The 14794-nt window shown below is 56.2% G+C and carries 13 protein-coding genes; 5 read left to right on the top strand and 8 right to left on the bottom strand.

Annotated features, from left to right (window positions below):
- Window positions 1-92: 92 nt before the first annotated feature.
- A complete protein-coding gene (locus tag KIH86_RS13375; protein ID WP_223085559.1) occupies window positions 93-314 on the top strand; it encodes a PspC domain-containing protein in 222 nt (73 codons plus the stop codon).
- Between the two features lie 41 nt (window positions 315-355).
- A complete protein-coding gene (locus tag KIH86_RS13370; protein ID WP_223085560.1) occupies window positions 356-1099 on the top strand; it encodes a PspA/IM30 family protein in 744 nt (247 codons plus the stop codon).
- A 99-nt stretch (window positions 1100-1198) separates the two neighbouring features.
- Here KIH86_RS13370 and KIH86_RS13365 read toward each other — a convergent pair whose 3' ends face one another.
- On the bottom strand, window positions 1199-1666 hold the full coding sequence (locus KIH86_RS13365) for an AraC family transcriptional regulator (protein ID WP_223085561.1): 468 nt from the start codon (window positions 1664-1666) through the stop codon (window positions 1199-1201).
- Between the two features lie 177 nt (window positions 1667-1843).
- Here KIH86_RS13365 and KIH86_RS13360 point away from each other — a divergent pair, with 177 nt between their 5' ends.
- The 3 genes from KIH86_RS13360 to KIH86_RS13350 all read left to right on the top strand — a co-directional run bounded on the left by KIH86_RS13360 (window position 1844) and on the right by KIH86_RS13350 (window position 6079).
- A complete protein-coding gene (locus KIH86_RS13360) occupies window positions 1844-4396 on the top strand; it encodes a DUF2339 domain-containing protein (protein ID WP_223085562.1) in 2553 nt (850 codons plus the stop codon).
- Window positions 4365-5642 carry a DUF3999 domain-containing protein gene (locus KIH86_RS13355; RefSeq protein WP_223085563.1) on the top strand — a complete coding sequence of 426 codons (1278 nt, stop codon included), beginning with the start codon at window positions 4365-4367 and terminating at the stop codon, window positions 5640-5642. The genes KIH86_RS13360 and KIH86_RS13355 overlap by 32 nt, the downstream gene beginning before the upstream one ends.
- A gap of 107 nt (window positions 5643-5749) precedes the next feature.
- Complete coding sequence (locus KIH86_RS13350) at window positions 5750-6079, top strand: hypothetical protein (RefSeq protein ID WP_223085564.1); 330 nt, start codon at window positions 5750-5752, stop codon at window positions 6077-6079.
- 150 nt (window positions 6080-6229) lie between these two features.
- On the opposite strand, the gene KIH86_RS13345 is transcribed toward KIH86_RS13350, so the two are convergent.
- From KIH86_RS13345 to uraH, 7 genes are all read right to left on the bottom strand, one after another.
- Entirely contained in the window at window positions 6230-7192 is a 963-nt protein-coding gene (locus tag KIH86_RS13345; RefSeq protein ID WP_223085565.1) for a 3'-5' exoribonuclease YhaM family protein, read from the bottom strand.
- A gap of 218 nt (window positions 7193-7410) precedes the next feature.
- Complete coding sequence (locus KIH86_RS13340) at window positions 7411-7863, bottom strand: IDEAL domain-containing protein (protein ID WP_223085566.1); 453 nt, start codon at window positions 7861-7863, stop codon at window positions 7411-7413.
- Window positions 7864-8213: 350 nt separating this feature from the next.
- Entirely contained in the window at window positions 8214-10043 is a 1830-nt protein-coding gene (locus KIH86_RS13335) for an adenine deaminase (protein ID WP_223085567.1), read from the bottom strand.
- A 36-nt stretch (window positions 10044-10079) separates the two neighbouring features.
- On the bottom strand, window positions 10080-11306 hold the full coding sequence (locus tag KIH86_RS13330; RefSeq protein WP_223085568.1) for a pyridoxal-phosphate-dependent aminotransferase family protein: 1227 nt from the start codon (window positions 11304-11306) through the stop codon (window positions 10080-10082).
- A gap of 12 nt (window positions 11307-11318) precedes the next feature.
- Window positions 11319-12602 carry a M20 family metallo-hydrolase gene (locus tag KIH86_RS13325; RefSeq protein ID WP_223085569.1) on the bottom strand — a complete coding sequence of 428 codons (1284 nt, stop codon included), beginning with the start codon at window positions 12600-12602 and terminating at the stop codon, window positions 11319-11321.
- The gene (locus KIH86_RS13320) at window positions 12599-13993 is read right to left on the bottom strand and encodes an allantoinase (RefSeq protein WP_223085570.1); all 1395 of its coding nucleotides are present in this window, start codon (window positions 13991-13993) and stop codon (window positions 12599-12601) included. The genes KIH86_RS13325 and KIH86_RS13320 overlap by 4 nt, the downstream gene beginning before the upstream one ends.
- A gap of 270 nt (window positions 13994-14263) precedes the next feature.
- Complete coding sequence (gene uraH / locus KIH86_RS13315; RefSeq protein ID WP_223085571.1) at window positions 14264-14635, bottom strand: hydroxyisourate hydrolase; 372 nt, start codon at window positions 14633-14635, stop codon at window positions 14264-14266.
- Window positions 14636-14794: the final 159 nt, after the last annotated feature.

Raw genomic sequence — 14794 nt, 5'->3', positions numbered from 1 at the left:
TGCAGGCCGTTTTGAGACCGCGCATAAGCCACTACAATAAAGACATAGATCAGCCGATCAAACACGGAAATCACGAAAGGAAGATAATAACCATGAGAAAATTATTCCGTTCCGAAAGAGACCGCAAGTTCACCGGACTGTGCGGCGGCCTCGCCGAATACTTCGGCATCGACTCCACCTTGATTCGTCTGATTGCCATCATTGTCGCCCTGGGAAGCGTCGGTACATTCCTCTTCGTCTACGTTATCGCGAGCCTGATTGTCCCGAGCGACCGCAGCGGCAGCTTCACGGACAGCAATCATTATAATTACTAAAATCTGACCATTTCATTTCACAATCCAAAGGAGAGATAACCATGAGTATACTGGACAGAATCGCAACCCTGACGAAAGCAGCTTTACATGAAGGCCTGAATCGGTTGGAGGACCCGGTCATGATGACCGGACAATATTTACGGGATTTGGACGATCAAATTGCGGACGCCGAGCGCCGGAGCAGAGATATGGAGACGGCGGCACGGCTGCTGGAACGCCGGCTGAAGGAATACCGGATGCTGGCCGAGCTGAGCGAAGGCGACGCCATCAAAGCGCTGGAGCATGGAGACGAAATGACCGCGAGAGCGGCCGTTGAGGCCAAGCTTCGCTATACAGCAAGCGCACAGGAATGCGAGGATGGCCTTGAGGAGACCCGGCAGGTTCTCGCCGGACTTGCGTACGAGATTGCGGCAGCCAAGGAAGAGCAAACCCGGCTGAAGGCCAAACGCGCCGAGCTGGCCGAACGTGCGCGCCGGGCAGCGGCAAGCCCCAAGCCCGCTTCATGGGCTTCGGCTTCCGCTTCGGCATACGGGCTGGACACCCGTCACGTCTCCCGCGGCTTTCAGCGGATGGAAGACAAAATCCGGGAATGGGAAGCCGGTACGGCGGTTCCGGAGCGCTACACGCCTGAAACTGCTGCCGCTCCTGAAGCGGCGGAGACCCCGACGACCGGCAGTGTTAGAGCCCGGGCGGCCGAGGAATTGCAGCGGCTGCGGGATCGCGTGAAGAATGTCGCAGCGCAGGACGCCAAAGCGAAGAACACCGACAGCAGCGCTGAGGAATAAGCCAAGCCTTCCTTATAGCAACAGCTATTTAATAAGAGCCTTCAGGGCCACTTAACGTGGTCCCGGAGGCTCTTTTGCCGTCTATTCAACCTTAACTGCTCATAGCACTGGTACGCATATTTCACACCATCCGTCTTCGAGCAGCTCTCCCTTGTATCTTTCGATAATCGGCTTATTATAGTCCAATTGAAGGCCGCTGGTGTGCAGGCTTTTAAAGATTTCAGTCCACGCCTGCCCGATCGCTTCCGCCGTATGACTGATTACACAGACTGCGTACTTACCGCCTGAAAAATGATCTTCATGAATTGAAGCATCACCGGCGGAATCGGCGATTGCATAATCTTCCGGAATTACGATGCACGCATCATATCTGCACTGTTCGGGAGGCGTAGTCTGCGGGTTATCCTGCGGAATACCAAACAGAACAGCGGAGCCATCAAGCAATTGCTGCCCTCTCGCCCATTCCTTCACCTTCTCCATAGCCACGGCGTTCGCAGAACCATACGGTCCCGTCTGTCTCACATAAGCAATGCGGCAAGGAGGCAGGGGCTCAACCTTCAGATTCATCATTCATCATTCCTTTCTTTTTCCATTATCAACACCTTTCGAATGCTATCATGATATAAAATGATTTACATCTAAATTTTTAAATAGAAATGTATGATAATTGGGACTGATGCATCATTCATCTTTATAGTAATATTGAGAATATTAGCCATTTCAATAGGACGTCTGGGGGATGTTATGAAGGAACTAAAAGACAGGCTCAGGTCACTGAAGAACCGTCAGGACATGTTGATGAAGGAATATCAGACCTTGATCTCCGAACTGTCGTCCGATGATCTGATGCTTGAGAACGAGCACATCAAACGAAGGCTAGGGGAACTTGAGCAGACGCTGGCTTCGCTCCAGGCGGAGTCCGATAAGCTGAAGTCGGAGAACCGCGACCTTCGGGAGGCGCTGACCGAGCAGATGATGAACGAGAAGCTGCGCATCGTCCGGGTATCGAGCGAGAAGCTTCATACCTATTTCGGCGCGCAGAGCAAGGCGTACCAGGACCGGCTGACCGTCTTTGAGGATATGACCAAGATCTCGGTGAACCGGATGCACCGGACGATGTCCAGGTATTTGGAAGAAGAAAAAACCGAAATTTCGGACAGGCTGGACCAACTAAAGGGCGAAATTGAGGAACGGATTGAAAGAAGCCGGAAGCTCTATGAGGAAGAAAGCAATAAGCTCTTGGGAGAGATGGACGGCAAGCTGAATGCTCTGGCCGCCGAACCTGTCAGCGAAGAGACGATCCGGCGCAGAAGAGAACAGAACCGCATCGAAATGAAGATCGGACAGGGCTGGATCAACCGTCTCGGAATTTTGCTGATTATTCTGGGCGTCGGCGCTGCCTTCAAGTATTCGTATTCGAACTGGTTCACAGGCTATATGAAGAGCGCAGCTTTCTTTCTGCTGGGGGCGCTGATGCTGGCCGGCGGAGAATGGCTGTTCCGCAAAGGCAAGGGAACTTTCGCACTCGGGCTGTTGGGCGGCGGAATTTCCGTGCTGTACGGCTCGGTCTTCTACAGCTATTTCCTGCTTGAGGTTATCGGACTCTACACAGGCCTCGTCCTGTCCGTCCTCATCACCCTTACCGGCGTGCTGCTGTCCATAAGGTATCAGTCGCGCACTATATGCTCCCTTGCCCTCGTTGGAGGATACTTGCCTGTCTACTCTTATATCGGCGCGTTCGGACTTGAGGGCAGTGCCGTATATGCGGCGATGGGATATCTTTTTCTGCTGAATCTCTCCATTCTGCTGATTTCCCTGCGCAAACGCTGGATTATTGTGAACTATATCAGCTTTGCGTTCAATACGCCTTCCATGCTACTGCTCATCTACCTGTCAGACAACTCATTCGCAAGCATGCTGTATGCGGCTGTCACGTTCGCCATGTACCTGACGATTACGCTCGCCTATCCGTTCAAGCATCGGGCCAGACTGTCCTGGTGGGATTTCTCGCTGCTCGGCGTTAATACGCTGGTGAGCTGCATCACGATGTACATGCTGTTCATCGACAGCGGACTTGGTGATTACAAGGGCGCTCTCGCCCTCCTGTTCTGCCTGATGTATTTCGGACTGGGAAGAATGCTGGAGAAGCTGATGCCCCGGGAAAAACACAGCATGGTGCTCTTCTATTCGGTCGCCCTTACCTTCGCAGTGCTGATGATTCCATTCCAGCTCGGACAGGTATGGTGGTCGATGGGCTGGCTGATTGAGGGGATCGCTCTGATCGTCTTCGCCGGCAGGCAGCAGATTAAGAATCTGGAACGGGCGGGCTGGGGGCTGCTGCTGCTCTGCCTGGGGTCCTTTTTTGGACTGAATGTGCCGCTTCAGCTCTTCCCGGGCTATGGCGACGACCTTTTTAACCTGAAATACACGTTCATTACGGCGGGCATGCTCGCTGTCGCATGGATATACGGGCTCCGCTACCGGGGCAAGGATTATTTGATTCATACCGGCTCTGCGGAGGTCCGGCTGACGTTCTGCTTCAAATATGTGGCGGTGCTAAACTTTTGGGCCTACCTGCTGTATGAGTCGGTACAATTGACTAACCTCGCGCTTCCACAGAATGATGTCCATTACCGGTTCTATCAAATGATGCTGTCCGCGGTGTTTACCTTCGGTATCGCCTATGTTCTTCCCAGACTGCCGCTGTTCTACGATTCCATTCTTCGCGTCTTCACCCTGTTCCTGCACGGAATCGGCAGTGCGATCGGACTTGGAATCATGATCGGCATTCCGGCCCTCCGTCCGGACCTCTCGGAGAATGGAGCCGCTGACTATATTGCACTTGCCTTGCTCGTTATTGTCAATGTGCTGATTATACTGAACGGACGGAACTTGCTGAAATCGGAGATTCAAAGGCGCTACGCGAGCCTGGAATTTTACCCGGTGGCGCTGGCTGTATATATGCTGGTCATCGTTACCGCGTTCCTGAGCGTACAGCTCCATCTGAACAATGGGGGATTGTCCTTCAGTATCATCTACCTGCTGCTGGCTCTGCTGTATATCATATATGGCTTCCGTTTCCGCTTCGTCTACATCCGCCGGTTTGGCCTTGGCCTGACGCTGCTCGCAACCGGCAAGCTGCTGTTGTATGACTTAAGCCTGCTGACTTCCGGCAGCAAGATCATTGCCTACTTCAGCTTTGGTGTCTGTCTGCTGGGCATTTCCTATATCTATCAAAAAGTCTCGGATAAATTGGGGGATCATCATGGAGAAAATGTCAGTGTGCAGAAGGATTAGCCTGCTTGCGGCCGCTCTGGGGCTGTGGGCCGGGATCATCCTGCCGCCGCAGGCGCAAGCTTCATCTGTTCCGCAGCCTTCAGAGGATGCCTGGACCTACAAGAGGCCGATCGAGACGAGTACATCCGGCGCTTACCTCAGCCTGTACCTCGACAACGAGATTTACGCCAAATCGGACAGCGGGCTGGCGGATCTGCGGATTGTCGATTCGGAGGGCAGATTCATTCCTTACTACATCGAGAGTGGAACCGTAGAGGCGGCGGAGCGTACGGTTACCTATACGGCGCAGCTGGTTCATACGGAACGGCAGCAGAAGTCCACGTCATTCGATTACGCAATTAATCCGCTTAAGCCGGGCACGGACATTCAGGGCAACCGCCTGCTGTTCACTTTGCCGGACGCATCCTTTTTGAAACATGTCGTATTGTATGGCAGCTATGACGGAATGGCGTGGGAGAAGGCGTTGCAGGATGATTTGTACCGTACAGGCCAAGTGGATAAAAGCTGGATTGATCTCGGGGCCGCACTCAAATACAGCTATTACCGTCTCACGGTGCTGGACAATGCCGAGAATCTTTCCTTCCCGGCTCCCCGGCTCGTCCATCAGTTAACCGAGGTGAAGAGCTTGGATTTCAGCCGGACCGGAGCGCCGCGTTACGAAATCAAGGAGGAAGACGGCGAGACCCGGATTGTCATCGACAATAGGGACCGGCTTAAGATCAAGCGGATCAAGCTTGAAAGCGAAGGAATCTTTCTCCGCCGGTATGATCTCCAAGATCGGGAAGGAAGCATCATCCCGGTTGAAGGAAGCGGCGAGCTGTACCGGATGGAATTCAAAGACACCCGAATCGCCGGAACCGACATTGTAACCATGAATCCGGTGAACAGCCCTGCCCTCACCCTGACCATCTACAACAAAGACGATGCGCCGCTTGCACTGACGGGCATAGAGACTGAGTATTTGGTGGACAAGCTGATTTTTGCCGATAACGGAAAAGGTCCCTACCACCTGCTGTACGGCAACCCGGATGCAGCTGCGCCGGAGTATGATATTGTGAACTTCAAGACGCAGATTTCGCAGGAGACGCTTGGGGACGCCAGTCTCGGAGATGAAATTCTGAAACAGACTGCACAGCCGGTTCCGGAGAACGGCCCTCCAGTGGGCAAGCTGATCTTCAACATTCTGATTGTGGTCGTATCCCTGCTGCTTGTCTTTATCCTGATCCGCAAGGCGAAGAAAGTCTGACATCAGCAAGGAGTCTTAGACTGCCTGCGGGAGAAGGTGTGCAATAGATACGCTTCGCTGAATACCTGCCTTGTCCAAACTTATTTGTCGAAAGGAATGCGACCCGAATGAGTTACGATATTCATATTACAAGAGCCTCTCACTGGATGAATTATGAGGAACTGCCCATTTCATTAGAGGAACTGAAGGAGTATTTTTCCAGCAAACCGGATTTTGAATATTCGAAGTTGCTCACCATTGCAACGGATCCGTTCACAATGACCATACAAGGCGACTTCTTTATCTGGAAATCGGAAGAAGGAGAGATTCCTTTCAGATTGACTAACGGAAACCTGGCCTTGTCGAACGGGGACGATGAATTCGTTATGGATAAAATGAAGGAAATTGCAGCCGATCTTCATGCGATCGTTCAGGGCGATGAGGGCGAAATCTACTAGAGAGTACTTAACCTTGTCTCAAAAAAACAGCGGTTGACCCGGCTGATACGCAGTCCCGGTTCACCGCTGTTTTCGTTTAGAAGCACCTTCCCTGCAACTGAAGCAGGGCAGATATGAATTAGGAATGAGTTCCTGAATCTCTTAGCCGGGTTATGACTCCAGCTTCGTCCGGTAAATCGCCTTGTTCTCCAGCCCCCGGATGAATGGGGTCCATTCCTCGCTCTCGGGCGTCGTGTCCAGCGCATCCTCCACCATCTGCAGCTTGGCGTCTAGCGTGTCGATCTGATGCAGCGCCACCGCTTCCGCCGTCTGCGGCTGCACGGGGCTGCCCCATTCGCCAAGATTATGATGGGATAGCACCAGATGCTGAAGCGCGATAATCTTGGGCGAATCGAGATCAATGTTCTCCATGATCGCCGCCTCCGTAATCCAGTTCGCCGCCATGGCGATATGCCCCAGCATCTTGCCCTTCAAGCTGTAATCCGAGACAATGCCGAGCTCGGCTGTCATTTCCTCCGGCTTCGCGATATCGTGAAGGATGATGCCCGCCCGGATGAGATCGGGATTCAGGAAAGGACGCTGCTTGCACAGAAAATCCCCGATTTCCAGCATTCGCGTCATATGATAGGCAAGCCCTGCAAAATAAGCGTGATGGTGGGTCTTGGCCGCCGGATAGTGCATCAGCTTCTCCTCCACCTTTTGCACACAGTAGGCGACAACCTTCCGGATTTCCCCGTCCTGGATAGCATTCATCGCCTGTTTGATCGCAAAGACCAGATCGACGGGCCGGATCGGCGCGGAACGGATAAAATCAGTCAGCGACACGCCGTCGCTGTCCTCGGCCAGACGCATTTTGGTAATCTTGATCTGCAGCTTCTCCCGGTACAAATGAGCCAAACCCTGCACCTTGACCAGTCCCATCGGAAAGAACTTCTCTTTATCCGAAGGCGATACGTCCCAGTACTTGGCCGACAGCTGGCCGGTGGAATCGCAGAGTACAATATCGAAATAATCCTTGGGCGGATTGCCGTTCGTCTGTTTGACCGTCAGCTCCCGCAGCAGAAAAAATCCGATGAATTCATCCTGCGGAGCCAATTGGTTGATCTGTTTCATCATGAGCCTCCCACATGGTTATCAAGCTATCCCCTACTTTACCTAACTTTGACGTTCAAAGTCCATATCTCTTTGCGTTTTTGGGTGGAGACAGCAATGGAGGTTCCTCCAATTGGACAAAAAAACCGCCAGCTACAAGGCAATCAGCGATTGCCCACAGCATGGCGGCTTTTCCAACAAGAGAGCCCGTCGTCCTATGGATGCATAACCGGCGTCTTTCACGCGGTCAGTTCTTTGTACTTCTTGGTCAGTTCTTCGAACCACTGCTTATCCTGCAGCGCCAGCGCGAAGTCGATCAGTTCGGCAATTTCATTCGGACCAAGCTCCGTCTGATCATTGAAGTTCACTTCCGCTACCGCAGCGGCTTCCACATGATCGCCTGATGAGAAATCGAAGGAGAACTTCAGGTCGATTTCACTCTCCAGATACTCATTGCGCAGGAAGTACAGCACTTCACACATCAATACCGGTCTGACCTGATTTTCGAACACACAATCCATTACCTTCGCCCAATAATGCCGATTAGTCAGATGAAGCTTGTCATCAACCAGAAGATTCTTCTCTCCCTGAAAATCATTGACAAATCTCAGCTCCAGCGGCTCCATCTTGAAAATGCTCGCAATCTGCTTCTTGGCGATGCTCACGATATCGTTCGTTTCCAATCTGATCATCTCTTATTCCCCCATCCTGCAAAAATGATGTTAGGCTGTATGGTTATAGCATATCTTTTGGATTATTAAAATCTATGATTATCCTTTAACAGTTATATCGTCCTTGGGCTGCCTGAAATTAATATTAGTTTAGCATTTTTCGAGCAGAAATGTTTCAACCCGCTCGTTTTTGGTTAATGATTTTACCCCAAAAATCTAAAATTTCATTTAAACTTCAAACTTTCGAATGACAAAGATTAGTAGTTACCCATATGTTGGAAAATTTATTGTAGTGAAGCCAAATAAACGCCATCCCGCAGGGGACGGCGTTTAAGATCGGTAATAGTTTGGTTTTACATTAGATCACCGGGTTAGACGGCGGCATTGACTCCCTCTCCACTGAATAGCGAGACAAGCTGGATGCCATCCTCCGGCGTGATCCGCACCAGTCCTTTATCGGACAGGCGCAGCGTCGGAATGACGGCCAGCGCCAGCAGCGACAGCGTCATGAACGCATAATTCAGCGTGCAGCCCGCGTCGTACAGAGCCTTGCTGACGGCGGCCGACTGGGCGGCGGCGACTTCAAACGGCTCTGCGGACATCAGTCCCGCGATCGCGAGCGGGAACAGCGTCGTGCCGGAGCCGGTGATCACGGCAACTCCGCCCTGCGCGTCGGCGACCGCGTTCGCGGCGAGAGCCATCATTTCGTCATTGCTGCCGATGACGAGGATGTTATGGCTATCGTGGGCAACGGTCATGGCGATGGCGGCAGGCTCTATGAAGCCTACACCGTCGACTACGCCGACTGACTTGTTGCCTGTGCCTTTGTGCCGTTCCAGGACGGCGATTTTGCAGAGGCCGTCACCGACCTGAAGCTTGCCGTTCTCAACAGGCAGGGTCAGAATGCGCTCCATCGTCTCGACGTGATTCTCAAGCACCTTGATGACACGGGTCTGGACGGAGCCCGATTCCACCGGAGCCTGAATAACGAAATCCTCCGCCGTCGGCCGCTTCGGCAGATGAACCGAAGCCAGCACCTCGGGAGGATAGGCATAAGGCGCAAGCTCCGCGGTCATTACGCCGTTCTCGGCGACGACCGATCCGGCGGCAATCGTCATCACGACGTTGACATCAACCAGATTGCCGTCCAGCAGGATGATGTCGGCGATGTTGCCAGGTGTAATCGAACCGATATCGCGGGCGACACCGAAGCGTTCAGCCGTATTGATTGTCGCCATCTGGAAGGCGATCACCGGTTTGACACCCTGGGCGATGGCATGACGGACGACGAAATCCATATGCCCCTCATCCCGCAGCGACTCCGAGCTGCGGTCATCGGTGACGAGCATCATCCGCCGGGTATCGATGCCGTACTCGGTATGCGCCGTAATCGTCTTGGCGACATCATGCCAGGCCGAGCCGCGGCGCATCTTCGCGTACATGCCAAGCCGTACGCGCTCGATCACATCCTCGGCGGTCACGCACTCATGATCGCCGGTAATGCCGGCTGCCGCATAGACGGGCAGCCGCCAGTCGTCGGACGGCCATGTGAAATGGCCGTCGGCGTATTTACCCGCGCGAAGTGTCGCCTGGATCTCGCCGATCATCTTCTCGTCGCCGTAGACGACGCCCGGGAAGTTCATCACTTCGCCAAGCGCTATCACATCGTCGCCCCAGGTGAACGCCTCGGCAACTTCCTTGGGACCGATGGAGGCGCCGGTCGTCTCAAATTCCGGCCCGGCCGAAGGCACGCAGGACGCAACCTGCATATACGCCGCGAGCGGCGTCTGCCGCATCTCCTCCAGCATCAGCTTGATGCCTCTGAGGCCAAAGACATTGGCGATTTCATGGGCATCGAAGAAGCCGCCCGTCGTGCCAAGCGGCAGCACAGCGCGCGCGAATTCGGTAACGGTAAGCTGTGTGCTCTCGATATGGCAGTGCCCGTCGAGCAGACCGGGAGCGATATATTTTCCCGCTGCGTCGATTATTTGGGTATGCTCGCCGATCATATGCGAGACATCCTTGCCGACATAGGCGATCCGTCCTTCCTGGATGCCAACGGACATGCCGTCCAGAATTTCCCCGGACACGACATTGACCAGCTTGCCGCCCGTGATGACGAGCGTAGCCGCCAAATCGCCGCGGGCTGTGGCCACCAGTGACGGAATACAATCAGCCAAAGGTTTTCTTGTAAACACCATTATGTTTCGCTCCCTTCTTGGATAATCTCCATTATGCTAAACCTGTTCGTAGACATCAAGCGCGGCCTGGACCGCAAGTCCCGCCGGCAGCTTGCAGCCCTGCCGCAGCAGCGCGGCTTCAAGACCTCCAAGCACCCGCAGCACATTATTCTTGCGGCAGCTGAAGCCCATCGTGCCGATTCTCCAGATCTGCCCCTTCAGCGGGCCGAACGAGCTCGCGATTTCAATGCCGAAATCGTCCAGCAGCATCGAGCGTACAGCTTCGCCGTCTACGCCTTCCGGAATGGTCACACAGGTGACCATCGGCATTTTGCAATCCGGATTGCCGTACAGCTTCATCTCCATGGCCTCAAGCCCCGCCACCAGCGCCTGCTCATGCAGCAGATGCCGGGCGAAGCGAGCCTCCAGCCCTTCCTCCAGCACAAGCCGCAGCCCCTCGCGAAGCGCATAGAGCATGGAAGTCATTTCCGTATGATGATTGAGGCGCAGCGGGCTCCAATAATCCTGAAGCATGCCGAGGTCAAAATAATTGCTCCGCACCGGCGACATGCCGCCGAATTTCGAGTCATCCGTCCGCAGGCCGCGCTCCACCTGTTTGCGTGAGAGCACCTTCGCCTCGGCCCGCTCGTTGTAGGTAATCGGCGACATGCCGGACGGCACGGACAGGCATTTCTGCGTTCCGCCGATGACGGCGTCCAGCTTCCAGGCATCCGTCTCGACGGGCACGCCGCCGATAGTCGCCACCGCATCGACGATCAGCAGAGCGTCCAGCTCGCGGCAGGCCTCCCCGATCCCCTCAAGCGGCTGCAAACGTCCGGTCGAGGTCTCGCCATGCACCATGGCGACGACCTGCGGCTTCACCCTGCGCATCTCCGCGATGATTTCCTCCTGCGCGAACACGCTGCCCCACGGCTTCTCGATTGTATGCACCTCGGCGCCGCAGCGCTCGGCGATTTCATGCAGCAGATGGCCGAAGCGGCCGTAGATCGGAATCAGCACCCGGTCTCCAGGCGCAATCAGGCTGACCATGGTCGCCTCGATGCCCGAACGGGACGTTCCATCCACCGGATAGGCCCACTGGTTGCCCGTGGCGAACAGCTCCCGCAGCATCACCATCGTCTCATTCATAATATTCGTAAACTCGGGATCAAATTGTCCCAGCACCGGAAAAGACATCGCGCGCAGCACGCGCGGGTCCACCTCCACCGGTCCGGGCGTCATGATGCACCGCAGCGACGGCGACAAATCTTCAAACCGCTTCATGCCCATCTCTCCTTATGTTGTTCGGCGTCTTAGAGCTTCATCCGTTTCCTCGTATCCCAGTTTGTACAGCAGCGCAATCAGCACTTCCAGTCCGGCGACCAGCTCCTCCGGCGACGTATATTCATCCGGAGAATGGCTGATGCCGGCACGGCTCGGCACGAAGATCATCGCCGTGCGGCAGCGCGGGGCGAACAACTGGGCGTCATGCCCCGCCCCGCTCACCATGCTTCGCCATGTTCTCCCCTGGCTCTCGCAGATGGAGACCAGCTCCTGCTGCAGCTCCGGAGCCATCGGTGCAGGGACCGCGCTCAATCGGTGCTCTACGCTGACCGAGACTCCCCGGCGCTTCGCAACTGCGCCGAACGCCTCCAGCACGTCCTCGCAGAAGCGCTCCAGCTCGGCCTCCCGGCTGTGCCGGATGTCGAGCGTGAAGCTGACCTCGCCGGGGATGACATTCGGCGTGTTCGGAACGGCCTCCAGCCGTCCGACGGTTGCCACCAGCGGATCTCCCGCCCGGACGGCCCAAGTTTCCAGCAGCAGCGCCATTTCTGCGGCTGCTGCCAGCGCGTCGCTGCGCAGACCCATCGGCGTCGTGCCTGCATGGTTCGCCGTCCCCTTGACCGTGACGGCGAAGCGCCGCTGGCCCGCGATCGCCTCCACGACGCCGATCTGCTTGCCGGTGCGCTCCAGCATAATGCCCTGCTCTATGTGAAGCTCCACATAAGCCGCGACATCGCTGCGCAGCGAGCTGTCCCGGCGGCTCTCCAGGCCGCAGCGGTCCATCGCTTCCCGCAGCGTCATGCCTTCGCCGTCACGGCAGTCGTCAGCGCCGCTGCCTTCTTCATACAGGCCGGTCACGTTTCCCGAGCCCCAGAAGGTCAGCGGAAAGCGGCTGCCCTCCTCCTCGGCGAAGGATACGGCCTCCAGCGTGCGGAGCGGCGGCCCGTACGCTTCCTTCAAGTATCGCAGCGCCGTCAGCGATGCCGCGACGCCATAGGCGCCGTCGAAGCGGCCTCCGCTGACGACGGTATCAATATGCGAGCCGGTCAGCACGACTTCGCCGCCGCTCTGCGTTCCGGCCAAACGGCCGTAGACGTTGCCGACACGGTCGGCGGAGGCTTCAAGCCCGCTGTCTTCGATCCGCCGCAGCAGGAACTGCTGGGCTTCGCTCCACTCCGGCGTATACAGCAGCCGGGTCACTCCCTCCCCCGGAGCGCTGAACGCCGCCAGTTCTTCCAGAAGCTTCAGCATCTCGTCAGCCGCCTTGCGGATGTCCGCCGTTTTCGGGCCGCTCATATAGCAGGCTGCCCTTCGCCGGTCTTGATCCATTCACCGCTGTGGGCGGAGAGAACGCCGTCCTCCAGCGTGTAGACGGGACGCCCCCGCAGAATCGTCGCGGTCACCCGGCAGGATAGCTCCATGCCGGTATACGGGCTATGCTTATGGCGGTACTGCAAATGCTCCGCCGTAAGCGTGTAAGGCAGGACCGGATTAACGATCGCGAAGTCGGCGTCCATGCCGACGGCGATTATGCCCTTGCGGCCCGACAGGCCGAAGCGCTTCGCCGGACCCTCCGACAGCAGACGCGCGATCAGTGTAACCGGCAGCTTCCGGTTGTTCACGCCTTCGTGGACCATCAGCTCCAGGCTGCTCTGGGCGCCGGAGATGCCGCCCCAGGCCTCGAAGAACGACAGGCCCGGCGCGAGCTTCAAATCGGGCGGACAGGGCGAATGGTCGGAGGCGACGAAATCGACGAGTCCGTATTCGACCGCCTTCCAGAGCCGCTCCTGTTCAGAAGCGCTCCGGAGCGGAGGCGCGCATTTGGCGACAGGTCCCATCTCTTCCATATCGTCCTCCGTCAGAATCAGGTAATGAGGACAGGTCTCGGCTGTCACATCCTGGCCGCGCAGCTTCGCCTGATGGATCAGTTCAAGCGCCGCGGCGGTGCTGATATGCACGAAATGCAGACGGCATCCCGTCCGCTCTCCATACAGCAGCGCGCGGGTCACGGCCTCAAGCTCCGCCTGCGGCGGCCGGGAGGCAGCGAAATCGCGGGCTCCGGTTCTGCCGCTGCGCACGGCTTCGGCGCCCAGCACCGCCGTCATTTCATCGCTCTCCGCGTGCAGGGCGAGGATGCCGCCGAGTTCAGCGATCTTTTTCATCCCCTGATAGAGAGTTTCATCATCGACTTCGCGGAAGCGGCCTTCGCCCTCGCCCCCAGGATTGGAGATAAAGGCTTTGAAGCCGGCCACCCCGGCGTTCCACAGCTTCTCCAGGTCGCCCACATTGCCCGGAACAAGTCCGCCCCAGAACGCATAATCGACGGCGGAATGTCCCGCGGCCAGACCGGCCTTCAGCGACAGTGCGCGCAAATTCACCGTCGGCGGATTGCCGTTAAGCGGCATATCCACATAGGTCGTGCAGCCGCCTGCCGCTAGTGACGCCGAGCCGGTATCGAAGCCCTCCCAATGGCCGAACGCCGGCTCATTGAAATGGACATGGGCATCGATCATGCCCGGAAAGACGAGCTGCCCCTCGGCATCAATCACGGCCGTATCCGGACCGGGCGCAAGATTCGGCGCGAGTGACGCGATGATGCCTGAAACTATCCCGATATCGAGTTTGACGGCTTCGTCCTGAAGCACGACCCGCCCGTTTTTGATGATCATGTCATAAGTTTCGCTCATTTGCCGTTCCCTCCCTCATGTTTCTTGTCCCCGTTATGCTCTCTTTTGTAAATCCCGGTTCCATGCCAGCAGAGCTTACTGTGGAAAAATTGCGGCATTCGACGCACTGTGTCAGGATTGAGCTTCATACGGTAAGACGTGAACGTGTGCCGGTGCATTGACCGCATCAAGTTAATGATTGTGAACGGGTAACAATGACTAAGCACTAAGCATCAGCCATGTCCCGTTCGAGAACCTTGAATTGAATTTATATTGGGTTGGGTCAACCCGTTAGCTGCCCCGGTACGTGCTGTATCCGCCTGGAGCGAGCAGCAGCGGGACATGATAATGTCGGCCGTCCGCGCCGATATGGAACCGGATCGGAATGAGATTGAGGAAGCCGATGTCAGCTGTCGTTCCGATGTTGCCTTCTTCCTGTCCCTGCCGGAAGTAATCTCCCGCATGGAACAGCAGCTCATACTCGCCGGGCTCCATGTCTTCGCCCTCCAGCAGCGGCGCGTCCAGCCTGCCGTCGGCGTTGGTCGCCGCCTGCCTTAGCAGCAAGCTGCTCTCTCCTTCCAGCCTCCGCAGCTCCAGAAATAAACCGGTCGCCGGGACGCCCTTCATCAAATCCAGCACATGGGTGGTCAATCGACCATTCATGCAGACTCCTCCTTGTAACACCTGCCGCCAGGCGTGCGGTACATCACTGCGGCTTCCCGCGGCATTGTGGATAATTGACTAATTATTATACTTGGGTGTTTTGTATGCCGAGATGGAGTATTGTGTAAAACCACCCACCGTTCCGACAGCCTCATCCGT

The sequence above is a fragment of the Paenibacillus sinensis genome (genome assembly GCF_019904155.1).
Lineage (GTDB): Bacteria > Bacillota > Bacilli > Paenibacillales > Paenibacillaceae > Paenibacillus_AQ > Paenibacillus_AQ sinensis.
This window is presented reverse-complemented; position numbering and strand designations above follow the sequence as displayed.